Source organism: Rhodococcus sp. IEGM 1307, assembly GCF_030056915.1.
Lineage (GTDB): Bacteria > Actinomycetota > Actinomycetes > Mycobacteriales > Mycobacteriaceae > Rhodococcus_F > Rhodococcus_F opacus_D.
This window is the reverse complement of sequence record NZ_JASHKW010000001.1, coordinates 312,822-329,950: the sequence shown is the minus strand read 5'-3', so window position 1 is coordinate 329,950 and position 17,129 is coordinate 312,822. Positions and strand designations below refer to the sequence as shown.

The 17,129-nt window shown below is 67.7% G+C and carries 16 protein-coding genes; 7 read left to right on the top strand and 9 right to left on the bottom strand.

Translation table 11 applies throughout. The features are described from left to right. Nucleotides 1-31 precede the first annotated feature (31 nt). From pstS to QM841_RS01525, 3 genes are all read right to left on the bottom strand, one after another. Nucleotides 32-1,150 carry a phosphate ABC transporter substrate-binding protein PstS gene (gene pstS / locus QM841_RS01535; RefSeq protein ID WP_280778703.1) on the bottom strand — a complete coding sequence of 373 codons (1,119 nt, stop codon included), beginning with the start codon at nucleotides 1,148-1,150 and terminating at the stop codon, nucleotides 32-34. Nucleotides 1,151-1,364: 214 nt separating this feature from the next. Next, on the bottom strand, nucleotides 1,365-2,282 hold the full coding sequence (gene mshD, locus QM841_RS01530) for a mycothiol synthase (protein ID WP_283330672.1): 918 nt from the start codon (nucleotides 2,280-2,282) through the stop codon (nucleotides 1,365-1,367). Continuing rightward, nucleotides 2,279-3,037 carry a winged helix-turn-helix transcriptional regulator gene (locus QM841_RS01525; RefSeq protein WP_280778705.1) on the bottom strand — a complete coding sequence of 253 codons (759 nt, stop codon included), beginning with the start codon at nucleotides 3,035-3,037 and terminating at the stop codon, nucleotides 2,279-2,281. Before QM841_RS01525 ends, mshD begins: the two co-directional genes overlap by 4 nt. A gap of 208 nt (nucleotides 3,038-3,245) precedes the next feature. Between QM841_RS01525 and QM841_RS01520 the strand changes: the two genes are divergently transcribed. The 5 genes from QM841_RS01520 (at nucleotide 3,246) to QM841_RS01500 (ending at nucleotide 6,401) form a co-directional block, all read left to right on the top strand. Continuing rightward, complete coding sequence (locus QM841_RS01520; RefSeq protein ID WP_105412950.1) at nucleotides 3,246-4,025, top strand: LmeA family phospholipid-binding protein; 780 nt, start codon at nucleotides 3,246-3,248, stop codon at nucleotides 4,023-4,025. Beyond that, nucleotides 4,022-4,498: a thioredoxin family protein gene (locus tag QM841_RS01515; RefSeq protein ID WP_283330671.1), complete on the top strand. Its 477-nt coding sequence runs from the start codon at nucleotides 4,022-4,024 to the stop codon at nucleotides 4,496-4,498. The genes QM841_RS01520 and QM841_RS01515 overlap by 4 nt, the downstream gene beginning before the upstream one ends. Nucleotides 4,499-4,735: 237 nt before the next feature. Further along, complete coding sequence (locus tag QM841_RS01510; RefSeq protein WP_105412948.1) at nucleotides 4,736-5,188, top strand: DUF4395 domain-containing protein; 453 nt, start codon at nucleotides 4,736-4,738, stop codon at nucleotides 5,186-5,188. Between the two features lie 67 nt (nucleotides 5,189-5,255). Beyond that, a complete protein-coding gene (locus QM841_RS01505; protein ID WP_280778707.1) occupies nucleotides 5,256-6,092 on the top strand; it encodes a sulfurtransferase in 837 nt (278 codons plus the stop codon). Nucleotides 6,093-6,095: 3 nt separating this feature from the next. After that, on the top strand, nucleotides 6,096-6,401 hold the full coding sequence (locus QM841_RS01500; protein WP_005244353.1) for a DUF1416 domain-containing protein: 306 nt from the start codon (nucleotides 6,096-6,098) through the stop codon (nucleotides 6,399-6,401). A 69-nt stretch (nucleotides 6,402-6,470) separates the two neighbouring features. Here the strand turns inward: QM841_RS01500 and QM841_RS01495 are convergent, their stop codons facing one another. Beyond that, nucleotides 6,471-7,778 carry a cutinase family protein gene (locus QM841_RS01495; protein ID WP_283330670.1) on the bottom strand — a complete coding sequence of 436 codons (1,308 nt, stop codon included), beginning with the start codon at nucleotides 7,776-7,778 and terminating at the stop codon, nucleotides 6,471-6,473. A 323-nt stretch (nucleotides 7,779-8,101) separates the two neighbouring features. On the opposite strand from QM841_RS01495, the gene QM841_RS01490 reads away from it, so the two are divergent. Together QM841_RS01490 and QM841_RS01485 are read left to right on the top strand one after the other, a co-directional pair. Then, nucleotides 8,102-8,743, top strand: a complete 642-nt coding sequence (locus tag QM841_RS01490) for a heme-binding beta-barrel domain-containing protein (protein ID WP_025431873.1) — start codon at nucleotides 8,102-8,104, stop codon at nucleotides 8,741-8,743. Nucleotides 8,744-8,829: 86 nt separating this feature from the next. Further along, nucleotides 8,830-9,939 (top strand): type IV toxin-antitoxin system AbiEi family antitoxin domain-containing protein, encoded by a 1,110-nt coding sequence (locus tag QM841_RS01485; RefSeq protein WP_283330669.1) that lies wholly within the window; start codon nucleotides 8,830-8,832, stop codon nucleotides 9,937-9,939. A gap of 242 nt (nucleotides 9,940-10,181) precedes the next feature. On the opposite strand, the gene cydC is transcribed toward QM841_RS01485, so the two are convergent. The 5 genes from cydC to QM841_RS01460 form a co-directional block, all read right to left on the bottom strand. Beyond that, nucleotides 10,182-11,861 carry a thiol reductant ABC exporter subunit CydC gene (gene cydC, locus QM841_RS01480; RefSeq protein WP_283330668.1) on the bottom strand — a complete coding sequence of 560 codons (1,680 nt, stop codon included), beginning with the start codon at nucleotides 11,859-11,861 and terminating at the stop codon, nucleotides 10,182-10,184. Beyond that, nucleotides 11,851-13,557, bottom strand: coding sequence for a thiol reductant ABC exporter subunit CydD (cydD, locus tag QM841_RS01475; protein ID WP_283330667.1), 1,707 nt, complete (start codon nucleotides 13,555-13,557; stop codon nucleotides 11,851-11,853). The genes cydC and cydD overlap by 11 nt, the downstream gene beginning before the upstream one ends. After that, entirely contained in the window at nucleotides 13,554-14,591 is a 1,038-nt protein-coding gene (gene cydB, locus QM841_RS01470) for a cytochrome d ubiquinol oxidase subunit II (RefSeq protein ID WP_283330666.1), read from the bottom strand. Before cydB ends, cydD begins: the two co-directional genes overlap by 4 nt. An 11-nt stretch (nucleotides 14,592-14,602) precedes the next feature. Further along, nucleotides 14,603-16,099: a cytochrome ubiquinol oxidase subunit I gene (locus QM841_RS01465; RefSeq protein WP_283330665.1), complete on the bottom strand. Its 1,497-nt coding sequence runs from the start codon at nucleotides 16,097-16,099 to the stop codon at nucleotides 14,603-14,605. 133 nt (nucleotides 16,100-16,232) lie between these two features. Continuing rightward, nucleotides 16,233-17,105: an aminodeoxychorismate lyase gene (locus tag QM841_RS01460; protein ID WP_009477909.1), complete on the bottom strand. Its 873-nt coding sequence runs from the start codon at nucleotides 17,103-17,105 to the stop codon at nucleotides 16,233-16,235. Nucleotides 17,106-17,129: the final 24 nt, after the last annotated feature.

Here is a 17,129-nt window from a genome sequence, read left to right as displayed (position 1 = left end):
CATGGGCGGGTCCGAACGACTAACGGTACGATCAGCCGATTGCGGCGACCGACGCGTTCAGCTTCTCCTTCATGGAGTCGGGCAGCGGCACGTAACCCTGCTCGGCCAGGTTGCCCTGACCCTCGTTCGCTGCGCTGGTCAGGAACGACTTGACCGCTGCGGAGGTGTCGGCGTCGTAGCCCTTCGAGCACACGATCTCGTAGGTGGCGAGCACCAACGGGTACGCACCCGCTTCCTTGGTGCCGAAGATCGAGCCGAGGTCGAGGGTCAGATCGCCCACACCCTCACCCTTGAACTGCGCACCCTCGATCGCCTTCGCCGCGGACTCGTCCGACAGCGCGACGGGGCCGGAGCCGGTGTCGATCTGTGCGGCAGACAGCTTGTTCTGGTCGGCGTAGGACTTCTCGACGTAGGTGATCGAGCCCGGAGCGGAGGCCACTGCCTGCGCGACACCGGCCGACCCCTTGGCGCCCTCACCGATTCCGCCGGTGAAGTCGGAGCCTGCACCGGTGGTCCAGGCGCCGTTGGAGGCGGCCGTGAGGTACTGCTGGAAGTTGTCGGTGGTTCCCGACGAATCCGAGCGGATGATCGCGGTGACGTCCTGGTCCGGCAGGGTGGCGCCCGGGTTGAGCGCGGCGATGGCCGGGTCGTTCCACTTCTTGATGGTGCCGTTGAAGATCTTGGCGGTCACCTCGCCGTTCAGCACCAGGTCCTCGACGCCGTCGAGGTTGTAGGCGACAGCGACGGGTCCGAAGACGAGCGGAAGGTTCCAGGCCTCGCCGCCGACGCAACGGGCCTTGGCCTGCTCGGCCTGCTCGGCCTTGATCGCCGAGTCGGAGCCGGCGAAGTCGATCTGGCCCGCGATGAACTGGGTACGTCCGTCGCCGGAACCGCTGGGGTTGTACGCCAGGTTGACGGTCTTGCCCTTTTCCTGGCAGACGGAGATGTAGGTGGAGACGAACTGGTCCATGGCGTTCTTCTGGGCCGAGGAACCGGCCGAGGAGAGGTTGGCCTTGCCCTCGCACGTCGCGTTGGACGCCGCTGCGTCGACGCCGCTCGACGCCGCGTTGTTGTCGCTGCCACACGCGGCCAAGGTCATGGCACCCAGGGCCACTGCACCGAGCAGGGCGCCATTGCGCTTGAGATTCACCTAGTCCTCCGGAAATACCGTCTCGCCCGCGATCGGGCGGCGACATGAGGTGCGTTTCTTTGAAATCTGCACCAGGCAACACGGCGCTGCCCACGGAGAAACCTAGGGGTAGCTAATGTCCAGTTGGACCACGATCGGTGAACGGAAGGTGAACAGACCGAGCATTTGTCCACATTTCCGAGACGAACAACAGGTGCGGCAGTAGAGGAACGCCTCAGGCGCGGGCGTACGCGACGTCGGTGTGGAACCGCTCGAACCCCAGCCGGTCGTAGGTGTGCAGCGCCGACGCGTTGTCGCCTTCGACGTAGAGCAGCACCGCACCGAGCCCGCGGTCACGCAGGTAGTGCAGTCCGGCGAGCGTCAGCAACCGGCCGAGACCACGCCCCTGGGCGTCGGGGCCGATCGCCACCACGTAGACCTCACCGATGGCCGGCTCGTCGCCCTGCTTCGGGTGCACCTTGGTCCAGTGGAATCCGAGCAGTCTCTGCTCGTCCGAAGCGGCGAACGCCATGAACAGTCCGGACGGATCGAACCAGGCCTCCGAACGACGCTCGGCCATTTCACGTTCGGTCCACGACCCCTGCTCGGGATGCCAGGCGAAGGCGGCAGCGTTGACCCGCAGCACCTCGGGATCGTCCTCGACGCCGCGGTACTCGCGGAGTGAAACATCTTCCGGCACAACGAGTTCTGGGAGTTCCGCACCGGCGAGCGGACGCCGGAGCTGCAGAAGTTCGCGCGCACCGGTCAGCCCGAGGCGCTGCGCCACCGCCTGTGCCGCAGGCAGGTTTCCGTGCGCCCACACCCGGGCGTCCGGACCACCCTCGGACAGGACCTCGGTGACCAACCGGCCACCGATCCCCCGGCCACGGGCCTCGGGGTCGACGGCGAGTTCGGCCATCGCGGGATGATCCCCGTGACCCGGCTGCAGCTGCGCATACCCGACGATCCGATCGGCGTCGGTCTCCACGAGATGACGGACACCGGCGCTACCGGCGCCGGACACGGCGTGCACGCCCTGCTCCGACACCGGCGCGGTTCCGTCCGCTGCCGTCGCGCGTTCGAGCAGTGCGGACACGTCCGCAGCTTGCTTGCCGTCGAGTCGATCAGTCCAGGACTGAACCGAAGCACTCACTGGATCGCCGGCCCTTCCGCGGATTCGAAGTCCGCATCCTCGGCGTCGAGGTCGTCGATGGGCGGCACGGGCGCACCCGACTTGCTGCGGGTGGGACGGACGGCCTTGTAGCCGACGTTGCGGACTGTACCGATCAAGGATTCGTACTCGCTGCCCAGCTTGGCGCGCAGACGACGCACGTGGACGTCGACCGTGCGGGTACCGCCGAAGAAGTCGTATCCCCACACCTCCTGCAGCAACTGCGCGCGGGTGAAGACGCGACCCGCGTGCTGTGCCAGGTACTTGAGGAGTTCGAACTCCTTGTAGGTGAGGTCGAGGGGACGGCCGCGCAGACGGGCCGTGTACGTGCCCTCGTCGATGACCAGTTCACCCAGCGTGATCTTGCCGGAAGCCTCCGGGCTGGCGACGCCACCGGTGCGTCCGACCAGCAGTCGGAGGCGGGCGTCCACCTCGGCCGGTCCGGTGCCCGGGAGCAGGATGTCGTCGAGGCCCCAGTCGGAATTGACCGCCACCAGGCCCCCCTCGGTGAGGACTGCCACCACGGGAACCGCGGAACCCGTGCTGCCCAGCAGCCGGCAGAGGCCGCGAGCCGCCGCGAGATCGGTGCGCGCATCCACCAGGGCGATGTCGGCGGAGCTCGCTTCCAGGAGAGAGGACACCTCCGTCGGGGCAGGCCGCACCGAATGCGCCAGCAGGGCGAGGGCAGGCAGCACTGCCTCGGGGTTGGGGTCGGAGGTAAGAAGCAGTAGCTCCACACAGCCTCCCATCTCGTCGCCGTCGTACCCGGCCGGCAGACGGAATCGTTCATCCGCCGGTCCAGGTAGATCGACACTGAAGGTATCGACACTTTTGTCGGTGACAGAGTAGCGCGCCGCCGTCGGCGTTCGTTGCACCGAACCCCCGGCCGACCGGCGCGGAGGTTGCACCGACACTCCCCCGACCGGTGTCCGTCACAATGGGGCCGTGCGGAAACTCATCATCGGAATCGTCTTCCTCGTGGCTCTCGGTCTCGTCGTCGACTTCGGTTCGGCGGCCTACGCGGAGTACCGGGTGTCGCGGGAACTGCGGGCAGGGGCGTCCCTCACAGCGGATCCCGAGGTGACGGTTCACGGCTTTCCGTTCCTCACCCAGGCGTGGGACGGAAAGTACGAGAACATCGAGATCCGCGCCCAGGGAGTACAGAGTGACGTGGTGGGTGAGGTGACTATCGAGTCCACCCTCCTGGGTGTCTCCGCGCCGCTGTCCGACCTCGTCGACGGCTCCGTGAAGGCCCTTCCGGTCGATCACCTCTCCGGCCGCATGCTCATCGACGCCACCGACCTGGGACGCTTCCTCGACATCCCTGACCTGCAGGTTTCGGCCCCGCCGGCCAGCAAGTCGGACGGCACCGGGGGCTCCGGCGGCTCGGGGATGCCGACCGCGGGCGGCGTCGTCCTCACCGGCACCGTCCCCGTCGGGCCCATCGAGACCACCGTCAGCGTCCAGGCCGACCTGGTTCTCGACGGCGGTCAGGTGAAGATCGTCGCCAGCGACTTCTACTTCGGGCCCGAAGGCCACGCCGACTTCACCATCCCCGAACCTCTCGCCCCCGCGATCCTCGGCCTCTTCACCCGGACGATCGACCCCCGGGAACTCCCGTTCGGCGTCCAGCCGACGGAGGTCTACGCGGAAGGCTCGCAGATCGTCATCGAGGGCGTCGGCAACAACGTCACGATCGACCTGAACGAACTGCAGAGCCGATGACCGGAATCACACTGTTACTGATCGCACTGTTCGCCGCCGTTGTGTTCGGGCTCGTCTGGCAACGCCGCCAGGGGACCGTCCGGAGCACCGGCGAGACTTCCGCGGTCGTGACCGACCGACGACGACTGCTCCTCGAGGCGGCGGGCGTCGGGCCGGCATCGCCCGAGCACCCTCGACGGGCCACCGTTCTCCACTTCTCCGCCGACTGGTGCGGACCCTGCGCGGCGGTGCGCAGGGTGGTGGGACAGGTCGTCGCGGACCTCGCCGGCGAGCCGGAACCTCCCGTCGAAGTGGAGGTCGACATCGACGAGTATCCCGCTCTCGCCAAGGAACTCGGCGTTCTGTCGTTGCCGACGACGTTCATTCTCGACGCCGACCTGCAGCAACGCTTCCGGGTGTCCGGAGTACCCGCCGCGACCGACCTGCGGGCCGCGCTGGGACCCCTCACCCGGCCCCCGGGTTCAAATTCCTGAAGAACCGGGTAAACTCGTCGTCGTGCAATCCAGCCACGAGCTCATGCTCACCCGTCGCCGCACAGTAGACCTGTGCCGCCTCGGGGCTTGTTGCTGTACCTGTTGCTGATCACCAGGGCTGTCGCTTTCTGCTGACACCGCGGATTCCGCGCACGTGATCTCACCCCCGATGACGACGTCTTCCGTCGTCGTTCGGCGCCAGGCAAGCATTCAGGACTCACCGCAGGAGCACTTCTCATGTCCACAACACTCGAGCTCGAGCAGGTCGACGTTCGTGGCCCCCGGTTCGCCGCCTGGGTCACCACCGCCGTCCTCGTCGCCGTGCTCGTCGTGTCGACGTTCTCGCTGGTCGCAGCAGGAATTCTGCTGGCGCTTCAAGCGGTCGTCTTCGCGGCAGGCGCAGCCACCGGGCCACGGCGCAGCCCGTACGGCCGGATCTTCGGCACCCTCGTCGCGCCGCGACTCGCCCCGGTCAGTGAACGCGAACCCGTCGCACCGCTTCGCTTCGCGCAGCTCGTCGGCTTCGTCTTCGCCGCCGTCGGCACCGTCGGCTTCTTCGCCGGCTCCGGCGTCGTCGGCGCCGTGGCCACCGCATTCGCCCTGTTCGCGGCGTTTCTCAACGCTGCGTTCGGCATCTGCCTCGGCTGCCAGATCTATCCACTCGTCGCACGCTTCCGCACGGCGGCCTGAAAGTTTCACACCGAGAACCACTGCACGATCCACCCGACACAAGTAAGTACACATCGAAAGGAACACCATGGCTCGCTCCGATGTCCTAGTCTCCGCCGACTGGGCTGAGCAGAACCTCAACGCCCCCAAGACCGTTTTCGTCGAGGTGGATGAGGACACCAGCGCATACGACGGCGGCCACATCGAAGGCGCCATCCGCCTCGACTGGCGGAAGGACCTGCAGGACGGCGTCCGTCGTGACTTCCTGAACCAGCAGCAGTTCTCCGACCTCCTGTCCGCCAAGGGCGTCGCCAACGACGACACCATCGTTCTCTACGGCGGCAACAACAACTGGTTCGCGGCGTACGCGTACTGGTACTTCAAGCTGTACGGCCACCAGGACGTGAAGCTGATCGACGGCGGCCGCAAGAAGTGGGAGCTCGACGGGCGTCCCCTCTCCAAGGAGACCGTCACCCGCGCGGCCACCCAGTACAAGGCCGAGGCCCCCGACCTGTCGATCCGCGCGTTCCGCGACGAGGTCATCGACGCCATCGGCAGCAAGAACCTCGTCGACGTGCGTTCGCCCGACGAGTTCTCCGGCAAGATCCTCGCTCCCGCGCACCTGCCGCAGGAGCAGGCGCAGCAGCGTGGACACGTCCCCACGGCCATCAACATTCCGTGGAGCACCACCGCAAACGAGGACGGCACGTTCAAGTCGGACGACGACCTGGAGAAGCTGTACTCGGAGAAGGGCTACGACGAGTCCAAGCCCACCATCGCGTACTGCCGTATCGGCGAGCGCTCCAGCCACACCTGGTTCGTGCTCAAGGAGATCCTCGGCAAGTCCGATGTCAAGAACTACGACGGCAGCTGGGTCGAATACGGCTCGCTCGTCGGCGCACCCATCGAGTTGGAGGTTCACTGAGCCATGTGTGGAGCACCTGTACAGACCCAGACCCTGCCCGCGGGCGTCGACGTCGAGAAGGAAACGGTCATCACCGGCCGCGTTCTCGCCGCTGACGGCCAGCCGATCGGTGGAGCGTTCGTGCGTCTCCTCGACGGCGGCGGAGAGTTCACCGCCGAGGTCGTCGCCTCGGGCACCGGAGACTTCCGCTTCTTCGCCGCTCCCGGCGAGTGGACCGTGCGTGCACTGTCCAGCTCCGGCAACGGCACCTCGACGGTGAGCCCGTCGAGCGCAGGCGTGCACAACGTCGACGTCACGGTCGGCGAGTAGTCACCAGCTGACGACATCAGAAGGGCCCCGCTCCGGATTCGGAGCGGGGCCCTTCTCGTCGTGCGGACTCTACTTGCCCGGTGCAGCTGGGATGGTCTCGCCGCCCTTCTCCGACTGCGCGAGTGCGGTGATCCAGTCGACGACCTTCTCGCTCTCCCAGTACCAGGGGTCGTTCGGGTTGTTGTTCCAGTAGAACAGGTGCTGGATGAAGCCCAGGAAGATGTACGGCTTGATCACCAGTTCGAAGACGTCCCTGTTGTCCTCGACGAACCCCAGGCCCTCGTCGGCGAGCTTCGCCTTCACGACCTCCGAACCGGGACCCATCGCCCAGTTGAGCGCCTCGACGATCTGCTCCTGGGACACCTGCATGTTGCGGTCCGGGCCGTCTGGGTCGTAAGTCCGGTCGGCGACCTTGCGGAGAACGTCGAGGAAGGACTCGTCGGAGGCGAACCAGTCTTCGTGTGTGACGATGTGCACAATCGACCGCGCCGCCATGTTCGTCACCGCATTCGCGAAGTCGGAGACCGTCTGGCCCGGGTTCAGCAGGGTGAAGTGCATCTGTCCCAGCACCCCGAGTGCCAGTTCGAGAACGGCGATCTCCTGCGGCGCGTCGCACGCGATGTCGTAGGGGCGGCACGCGTAGGTGATCTTGCCGTCGAGAGCGCCGTAGTCGGCCGGCTCGGACGACATGAAACCGCCTCCGGGCGGGCCGGGTTCGCCCATCGAGGGGGTGCCCGCGGGACGGTACGGGTCGCCGATCAGCGCGACGCCGGCGATGTCGTCGGCGGTAACCAGAGCGTTGCCGTCTCGGTGGCCGAGTTCGCGCGACACCCTTTCGACCACCTCGGCGCCGACGCTGTATCCGAGTAGCACGTACTTGGTGTCGTCGCCGCACTTCACCTTGTTCTCGTCGAGAATCTTGTTCGTCGACGCAACACCCGCAGCCATCGAATCCTGGTATGTCGGAACAGGTTGCAGCAGACCCAGACCGTACGTGGACGGGTAGGGAACGTACATCCACCCCACCGTTCCCGGCTCGCCCTTGTTGGCCTCGCCGGTCGGCACCGTCACGTTGCCCACCCAGTTCGACCAGAGCTGCCGATTCTCGTCAGCCAGAGGGTTGCGGTCCGCCGTCGAGTCGGTGGCGCCGGATACGGCGACGATCATCACGTCGGGGCAGTCGGCGGCGTAGTTGTTCGGATCGACACGGTCCGTGTCGGCACTCCCCGAATCTGCACCTCCCGAGTCTGCGCTCCCGGTGTCGGGCGCGGCGACGGCAAGGCCAGGAGCACCGAACGCGGTGGCGGTCAGCAGCAGCACCGTCGCCGCGATCGCGGCCCGCACCGGACCGGTGACGGCAGTACTCGATCGAAGCATGGGACCTCCGGGAGGGACGGGAGACGAGACGACCGCATGAGAATGTTCGGAACCGACCGGGTGGTCGCCTTCGAGAAACCGTAGCCGCAGTCACGGTAAGTCGCCTCCCGTTTCGACCGTTCGACGGGTTCGGTTTAGGATGTCCCCGTGGTTATCTTCTTCGAGGTACTTCTTGTCCTTGCCGCCGTGTTGATCACGTGGTTCTCGCTCTACACGATCTACCGCCTGGTCACCGACGAGTCGTGAGTCAGAACCCGGACGCAGGCGCAGATCCGCCTTCCGAGCACCCGACTACGAGCGCGCCCGCTGGGGACACCCCCGCCGTGCGTCGTGGTAGCGGTGACGCAGCCGTCGCGGACGCCATCGAGCGTTCCAAGACGACGGCGTCGCGGAACATCCCGCAGCTTCCGGACCTTCCGCTGCCCGAGGACACCGCAAATCTGCGCCTCGGCCCGGATCTGAACAACGAACTCCTCGCAGTACTGCCCCTCGTGGGTGTGTGGCGCGGTGAAGGGGAAGGCCACGACCCCGACACAGGCGACTACCCCTTCGGGCAGCAGATCATCGTCTCCCACAACGGTGGCAACTACCTCAAGTGGGAATCCCAGACCTGGGTCCTCGACGCCGACGGCGAATACGTGCGCCCCGACCTCCACGAAACCGGCTTCTGGCGGATCAGCGGAGACGGCATCCCCGGCAGCACCAACGAGGAAGTCGTCGAACTCCTCCTCGCCCACAGCTCCGGCATCGTCGAACTGTTCTACGGTCAGGCCCTCACCCAGTCGTCGTGGGAACTCGCGACCGACGTCGTGATCCGCAGCACCTCCGGTGTTCTCGTCGGCGGCGCCAAGCGTCTCTACGGCATCGTCGAGGGCGGCGACCTCGCCTACGTCGAGGAACGCATCATCGCCGACGGTGAGCTGCGTCCCCACCTCTCCGCGCGTCTGTCCCGCTACGTTGGCTAGCGCCCGTGAGTACTTATTAACCACGGGCGGTTAACAAGTACTCACGGCTCGGGTTATCCACGACCTGAGGTTCATCCACAGGTCAGTTGAGATCGGCCTGTTTCGGACGAATCCTGTCGGTCGGCGTGCGCACCGTCGCGTCCATGACGACTGCGACGATCGACTTCAGGCCCGAATTCCAAACAGTCCTCGACTATCAGCACGGCCTCGTCACGGCCCGCCAACTGCGCGGACTGGGTATCTCGACCCGGCAGATTCAGCACATGGTGGAGTCCGGCCAGTGGTCGGCGGTTCTGCACGGCGTCTACGCCGTCACGAACGGTCCGCTCGACCGGCCGATGAGGCTGTGGGCGGCACTGCTGTTCGGCGGTCCCCGAGCGATTCTCAGCCATCGGACGGCGGCCGAGGAGTGGGGGCTGATGCCCGTCGACCCTGACGGGCCGATTCACGTCACGGTGCCCTACGGATTGTCTGCGGAGCCGCAGGGACCGACGTATCGGAAGGTCGGCCGGCGATCCGACCGTCCCGTTCCCCGCGAGGGGGATCTCCTGCATCCCGGGGTCGTGGTGCACCGATCCCGGGCGCACGCCCACATCCTCGTCCCGACGCTTCCGCCTCGAACGTCCCGGGCCGACACCGTCGTGGATCTCGCTGTCGCGGAGCCGTCGGCGGTGGCGGCCGCACGCGTCCTCGTGTCGGCGGTCACCGGCAGCGACATTCCGCTCCACGAGTTGCTTCGACGGATCGAGCAGCGTCCACCGCGCAGGTACCGCAAGGCTCTGACCGACGCTCTGACGTTCGTGTCCGGCGGAGTCCAGTCGATTCTCGAGCACCGGTACGCGATCGACGTGGAACTCGCGCACGGACTGCCGGCCGCTCGACGACAGTCGCCTGTTCTCGTCGACGGACGAACCCTTTACGAGGACGTCGACTATTCGGAAAGCGGCGTTCCGCTCCTCGTGCGGCTGGACGGACTGCGGTATCACTCGTCGCGGTCGGTGGCCCTGCGAGATCGGCGTCGCGGCAACGCGGCGGAACTCGCCGGCAAGGCGACGCTGGTCTACGGCTGGGAGGAGGTGACGCGGCGCTCGTGCGACGTCGCGGCCGAGGTGCGGACGGTGCTCGAGCGGGGCGGCTGGAGTGGTCCGAACCCGTGCCCCCGCTGCCGTGAGTACTTATTAACGTCGGGCGGTTAAGAAGTACTCACGGGCGCGGAGCGCACAACGGCCCCCGAGCCTTCCGGTGCGTGTGCACCGGGTCCGATCTGGACCAGACCGGGGGCTCGGGGGCCGGGTAGCTGCCTGGGATTCGCTCGCCGCTCGCGCGGTCAGTGAATTCCGTCAGCGGTAGCGGCTAGCTGGCAGCCACCTCACGTGTCCGTCTGTCATACAATTTCAGACCACCTCCTTCCTCGTGTACTGAAGAAAGTACGCCGCACTCACGGAGTCGGCAACGCATTTTCGCTCTCAGCTTTCTCCACCCGTATCACCAGGTCAGCGCTGGTATCCTCCGGAAGCTGGTGGGTGACCACCACGACGGTGCGCTGCGACGACACCAGTCCGCCGTCGCGTGCGAGCAGTCGCCGGAGCAGGTCGGCGCCCGCGTCGGCGTCGAGGTGCTCGGTCGGTTCGTCGAGCAAGAGCACCCGGTCGGGCGACAGCAGAGCCCTGGCGAGGAGCAGTCGGCGACGCTGTCCACCGGACACTGCCCTGGCACCGCCCGCAAGGGTCGTGTGCACGCCCTCCGGCAGCCCCGACACCCAGCCCCCGAGCCCGACCGACTCCAGGACGGTCAGCGCCTCCGCGACCTGGAGGTCGCCGCGCGCCACCCGCAGATTCTCGAGCACGGACGTGTCGAAGAGGTGCGCGTCCTCCGCGAAGAATCCGACGTTCCGGCGGAGAGCCTCGGATCTGACCCGGTGGAGGTCGAGTCCGTCGACCTGGACCGTCCCCGACACCGGGGGGAGCAACCCGGCCAGGGTCATCAGGGTGGTCGTCTTCCCGGACCCGCTGCCGCCGACGATCGCGACCCGGGCGCCCGGCTGTAGGTCGAGGTCGAGCGGGGCGGTGACCTGCCCTCCGGGCCAGCCGCACCGCAGGTGCTTCGCGACGACCTCGGCGGGCCCGTCCAGTTCCCGGTCCCCGGGGTGCGGATCCGCGACGGCGGCGTCGAGCACGGCGAGTATCCGGCGGGACGCGATCCGGGCCCGGGTCAGCGCGACCGCCGCGGCGGGCAGCGCGGCCGTGGCCTCGAACGCGGACAGCGGCAGGAGCACGACGATGCCCATCGCCATCGGGCTCATCGTCCCCGACGAATACAGGTCCATGCCGATGAGCAGTGACGCGATCACGCTCACGCCCACCGCGAGTGGTGTGGCGGCGTCCGCGAACGCGCTGGGTGCGGCGGCGCGGTCGGTGGCCGCGACCGCGGCGTGTTCGGAGCGGACCGCCCGCGACACGGTTCGATCGAGGCGACCCGCGACGCGGAGTTCCGCGGCGTGATCGAGCGCGGTGACGGCGTCCTCACTGAACCGGGCGCGCGCGTCGGCCCCGGACGTCTCGGCGAGGCGGGCGGCCCGCGCGGACAACCAGGGCGCCGCGACCCCCGACACCGAGAGCGCCACGGCGAGCACGAGTGCGGAGGCGGGCGAGATCACCGCGAGGATGCCGACGGCGGCCACGGCCAGGACGACGGACACGGCGATGGGGACGATCGCGCGGACGACGACGTCACCGAGGGTGTCGACGTCGGCCCCGGTGCGGGCGAGCAGTTCACCGCGGCGCAGGCCGGCAGCGGCCGCGGGGTCGCCGTCGGCCAACCGCTGGTACAGCTGGGTGCGGGCGGACGTGGTCCCGCGCAGCGCGGTGTCGTGGGTGGCGAGCCGCTCGAGGTACCGGAAGACGCCGCGGGAGATGCCCAGCGCGCGCACCGCCACGACGGCCACGCTGAGGTCCAGGACGGGCGGCATCTGCCACGCCTTCGTGATCAACCATGCCGACAACGCCGCCAGCGCGAGCGCACTGCCCAGCGTGGCCACGCCGGCGGCGACGGCGCGCACTACCCGCCCCGGTTGCAGGTCGAGGAGCGGCAATGCCCGGATCAGCGGGTCACGCGACATCGGCGGTCACCTCGATCACCCGGTCGGCGGCCGCGAGCACGGTCGGCCGGTGCCCCACCACCACGACCGTCCGGCCGGCGGCGGCCAGGCTTCGCAGCGAATCGAGCACGGTCCGCTCCGACGCGTCGTCGAGGTGCGCGGTGGGTTCGTCGAGCACCAGGACGGGACGCCGGGTGGCCAGCACGCGGGTCAGCGCGAGCCGCTGCCGCTGACCGAGCGACAGTCCCGTTCCGCCGGACCCGACGCGCGTGTTCCAGCCGTCGGGAAGTTCGGCGAGGACCTCGTCGAAACCCGTCGCGGCACAGGACTGTTCGAGGTCGACGACCTCGCCGATGAGCCGGAGGTTCTCGTCCAGGGTGCCGGGTACGAGGACGGGGTGCTGCGGGAGCCACGCCACCTGCGCCCACCACGCGGACCGGTCGAGCGAACTCACGGCGGTACCCGCCACCCGCACCTCCCCGCGCTCGGGTTCGACGAGGCCGAGGAGTGCCTGCACCGCAGTCGATTTCCCGGAACCGTTGGGTCCGGTCAGCACGGTCACCGCACCGGGTTCGAGGGCGCCGGTCAGGCCGCGCGGTGCCGGGCCGTGCCGGGACGGGACGTCGATGCCGTCGAATTCGATTCGCGCCCCGGCCGCGTCGACCAGAACCGCACCGTCGGCGGCGTCGTCGGGACGATCGGTATCGATGACGGCGAAGGCCCGGCTCGCGGCGGCCATCCCGTCCTCGGCGGCGTGGAACTGAGTTCCGACCATCCGCAGCGGGAGGTACACCTCGGGCGCGAGAATCAGTGCGACGATTCCGGCTTCGAGTTCCATCCCCCCGTACACCAGCCGCAGTCCGATGCTCACGGCGACGAGTGCGACGCAGAGCGTGGCCAGCAGTTCCAGCACCATCGACGACAGGAACGCCACCCGCAGTGCCGACATCGTGGTGCGGCGGTGGGCGTCGCCGAGTTCACGCACCCGCCTCGCCGGTCCCTGTTCGCGGCCCAGCGCGCGGAGCGTGGGCAGGCCGGCCAGGAGGTCGAGCAGCTGGGAGGACAGTGTGGTCATCGCGGTCAGCGTCTTGGCGGCCTTGCCCCTGGTGAGCAGACCGATGAGGATCATGAAGATCGGGATGAGCGGAAGTGTGACGAAGATGATCGCCGCCGACGTCAGATCCTGAAACGTGATGACCGCGAGCGTCGCCGGAGTGAGCGTCGCCGCGAGGACCAGCGCCGGTAGATACCCGGTAAGGTACGGCACGAGACCGTCGATTCCGCGGGTGAGCACGGTCGCGAACTCGTCCCGCCGCGGGTCGAGCTCGCGCGGTCGCAGGCGGGTGGCGACGCCCAGGACCTCCCCCTTCAGCTCCGCCACGACCCGCGTGGCGGACCGGTGCGCGAACCGGGACTGCAGCCAGGTGCCGAGCACCCGCACGCCCACCGCGGTCGCGAGGACCACCAGTTCGGTGGACCACCGGCCGACATCGGTGGCGTCGTCGACGATGACCCCGCCGAGCACCCGGCCGATCATCAGCGCCGACACGATGACCATCGCGACGTTGACGATCGACAGCGCGACCGTGAGGACGAGGTACCCGCGGGCCGCCGCGGAGTAGCGCCAGAGGCGGGGATCGACGGGGCGCCGGGACCCTCGCGCCCCGCCCGGGCGTTCGTCGGCCGGGCGGGGTGCGTCGCCTACCGCTGTGCTCATCTGCGCCCGAGCGGGAGACCGATCGACGGCGGGATGTGCTTGGTCGAGATCCGTTGGCGGAACACCCAGTACGTCCAGCCCTGGTAGATCAGCACCACCGGGGTGAGGAAGGCGGCGGCCCACGTCATCACCTTCAGCGTGTACGGACTCGACGAGGCGTTGTCGATGGTCAGGTTGTACGCGGCGTCCAGTGTGGACGGCATGACGTTGGGGAACAGCGAGCCGAACAGCAGGGCCACCGTGGCGATGACCGCGATCGACGTGAGCAGGAACGCCCAGCCCTCCCGTTCGGCGCGGGTGAACGCGACCACCCCGAGGAGTGCGGCGGCGGCGATCGCGACGAGAATCCACGTCCAGCCCTTGCCGTGCGCCAGCTGTGTCCACAGCACGAACGCGCCTGCCACCGGAACGGCCGGGATCGCCAGCCGGGACGCCAGTTCGACGGCGTCCGTGCGTACTTCGTCGGCCGTCTTCAGGGCGAGGAACACCGCGCCGTGCAGGGCGAACACGAGTGCGGTCGTCAGACCACCCAGCAACGCATAGGGATTGAGCAGATCGAAGAGGCCCGAGGTGACCTGCTTGTCGGCGTCGATGTCGACGCCCCGCACGATGTTCGCGAACGCAACACCCCACAGCACGGCAGGCACCCAGGACCCGAAGACGATGCCCCAGTCGCACCGCCTGCGCCAGGTGTCGTCGTCGATCTTGCCGCGGTACTCGATGGCGCAGATCCGGACGATGAGCGCGACGAGAATGATCAGCAGCGGCAGATAGAAGCCGGAGAACAACGTGGCGTACCACTCCGGGAACGCGGCGAACAACGCGCCGCCACCGGTGATGAGCCACACCTCGTTGCCGTCCCACACGGGGCCGATAGTGTTGAGCACCACCCGCCGCCGTGTGTCCCCGTTCGGGTCCTTGCGCCTGCCCAGCACCGGCATCAGCATGCCGACACCGAAATCGAATCCCTCGAGGACGAAGTACCCGATGAAGAGCACCGCGATCAGGATGAACCACACTTCTTGAAGTCCCATGACCGTCTCCCCTAGTACGCGAACGAGAGTTGCTCGGGCTTGCCCGGTTCTTCGGGCTCGTCGTGGTCGTCACCCGGTGGATGCGCGTCGTGTTCGAGTGGTCCCTCGACCGTGTAGCGGCGGATCAGCGTGAACCACACGACGGCCAGCGCCCCGTAGACCACCGTGAACGTGATGAGCGAGACCCAGACGGTCCACGGGGAGTGATTCGAGACGCCCTGGTCGACAGTCAGTCTGATCATGTCGACACCGGTCGGGTTGGGTGCCACGACCCACGGTTGACGACCCATCTCGGTGAAGACCCAGCCCGCGCTGTTCCCGAGGAAGGGTGTCGGGATGACGGCGATCGACAGCCAGCCGAACCACTTCTTGTCCGGTACGCGGCCGCCGCGGGTCATCCACAGACCGACCACGGCGAGCAGCGCCGACCCGGCGGCCCAGCCGATCATCGCGCGGAACGTCCAGTAGGTGACGAACAGGTTGGGCTTGTAGTTGCCGGGCCCGTACGTCTCCTCGTAGCGGGCCTGGATCTCGGTGACGCCCTCGACGGTGGAGTCGAACGTGCCGTCCGCCAGGAACGAGGTGAGGCCGGGGATCTTGATGAGCTGGGTGATGCTCTCGCAGTTGTTCTGGGTGCCGACGGTGAGGATGGAGAAGTCGGCACCGGTTTCGGTGTGGCACAGCGATTCGGCCGATGCCATCTTCATGGGTTGCTGTTCGAACATCAGCTTGCCCTGGATGTCGCCGGTGATCGCGAGTCCGATGCCCGCGGCGACCATCACCCACAGCGCGAGGATGGTGACCGGGCGGAACATCGTCCTCGCGGTTTCCTCGTGCTTCTTCGCCACTTCGGGTTCGGTGGCTTCCTTCGACTTGCGCATGCTGCGCACCATCCACCAGCCGCCGACGCCGGCCACGAACGTCCCTGCCGTGAGGAACGCTCCGGCCACGACGTGTGGGAAGGCCGCGAGCGCCGTGTTGTTGGTGAGCAGTTCCCAGATGCTGGTGAGTTCCGCGCGTCCGGTCTCGGGGTTGTAGATGGCCCCGACCGGGTGCTGCATGAACGAGTTGGCGGTGATGATGAAGTACGCGGACGCGTTCACACCGATTGCGACGAGCCAGATGGTGGCGAGGTGGACGAGCTTGGGCAGCCGTCCCCAGCCGAAGATCCAGAGGCCCAGGAACGTCGACTCGAGGAAGAAGGCGACCAGCCCCTCGAGGGCGAGGGGTGCGCCGAACACGTCACCGACGAAGCGTGAGTACTCGCTCCAGTTCATCCCGAACTGGAATTCCTGCACGATGCCGGTGGCGACGCCGAGCGCGAAGTTGATCAGGAACAGCTTCCCGAAGAACTTGGTGAGCCGATACCAGTGGTCCTTTCCGGTGACCACCCACATCGTCTGCATGACGGCGATCAGCGGGGCGAGCCCGATCGTCAGCGGAACGAGGATGAAGTGATAGACGGTGGTTATGCCGAACTGCCACCGGGAGACATCCAAGGCATCCATGGCTACTCCGAAACTGGGCCCGTAGGACAGGCTTCAGGGCCGGAGCGTGGGCTTCCGCCCGACCCTTGAAAACAACGTACTGCGGGGTCGTTTCCCTCGCAGGACTTTGCTACTACGAAATGTAGTAGACCTGTCAAGCCTCCGCAGACTCGGTACCCGCCGCCTCGACCGCGAGGCCGACCAGCTCCACGATCTCGTCGGCGAGCGGTGCGTCGGGCAGGGCAAGTCCGTCGATCTTGCGCACCCGCGCGACCATGGTGACACTGGAGATGAGCCAAACACCTTCCGCCGTAATGAGATCCGCCGGCCGCAGCGCCGCGTACTCGCAGCGGAACCCCTTGCCGGACGCCACCTCGTACAGCGCCTGCTGCGTCGTTCCGGGCAGGATTCCGTGCTCCGGCGGCGGCGTGAGGAGGTGTTTGTCGCGGGCGATGACCACCGTGGAACGTGGCCCTTCCAACACATTGCCCTCGCTGCTGACGAAGATCACATCGTCGGCACCGAGCGTCGCCGCATACCGCAGCGCCGCCATGTTCGTGGCATACGACAAGGTCTTCGCCCCGAGCAGCTGCCACGGCGCACTCGCCGACAGATCCACCGAATAGCCCCGGGCCAATGTGAGTACCGACACCCCGTCGCGCCGCGCCTCCAGAATCCGCTCGGACACCGGCCCGACGGTGACGAAAGCAGTCGGGTCGCCACCGGACTCGCGGCCGCGGCTGAGCACGAGTCGCATCGCACCCTCCCGCTCGGACCCCCACTCCTCGACGGCCAGCTCGAGTGCCAGGCGCCACTCGTCCAGGTCCTGAATGGGCAATCCGAGGGCGCGCGCCGACGCGACGAGACGGGTGAGGTGGGCCTCGACCTTCAGTGCGCGACCGCCACGCACCAACAGCGTCTCGAAGACACCGTCGCCGCGCACCACCGCCAGATCGTCCGCGTGCAGCAGCGGGGCATCCGCGTCCCGCACCTCGTGGTCCAGTGTCACCAGCACTCGATCAGACATGACGCCCAGCCTATCGACCCTGCT

Coding starts and splice junctions, on each gene's coding strand:
- QM841_RS01515 (WP_283330671.1), top strand. CDS start 4,022: ATGACCGGAATCACACTGTTACTGATCGCACTGTTCGCCGCCGTTGTG.
- QM841_RS01510 (WP_105412948.1), top strand. CDS start 4,736: ATGTCCACAACACTCGAGCTCGAGCAGGTCGACGTTCGTGGCCCCCGG.
- QM841_RS01505 (WP_280778707.1), top strand. CDS start 5,256: ATGGCTCGCTCCGATGTCCTAGTCTCCGCCGACTGGGCTGAGCAGAAC.
- QM841_RS01500 (WP_005244353.1), top strand. CDS start 6,096: ATGTGTGGAGCACCTGTACAGACCCAGACCCTGCCCGCGGGCGTCGAC.
- QM841_RS01495 (WP_283330670.1), bottom strand. CDS start 7,778: ATGCTTCGATCGAGTACTGCCGTCACCGGTCCGGTGCGGGCCGCGATC.
- cydC (WP_283330668.1), bottom strand. CDS start 11,861: ATGTCGCGTGACCCGCTGATCCGGGCATTGCCGCTCCTCGACCTGCAA.
- cydD (WP_283330667.1), bottom strand. CDS start 13,557: ATGAGCACAGCGGTAGGCGACGCACCCCGCCCGGCCGACGAACGCCCG.
- cydB (WP_283330666.1), bottom strand. CDS start 14,591: ATGGGACTTCAAGAAGTGTGGTTCATCCTGATCGCGGTGCTCTTCATC.
- QM841_RS01465 (WP_283330665.1), bottom strand. CDS start 16,099: ATGGATGCCTTGGATGTCTCCCGGTGGCAGTTCGGCATAACCACCGTC.
- QM841_RS01460 (WP_009477909.1), bottom strand. CDS start 17,105: ATGTCTGATCGAGTGCTGGTGACACTGGACCACGAGGTGCGGGACGCG.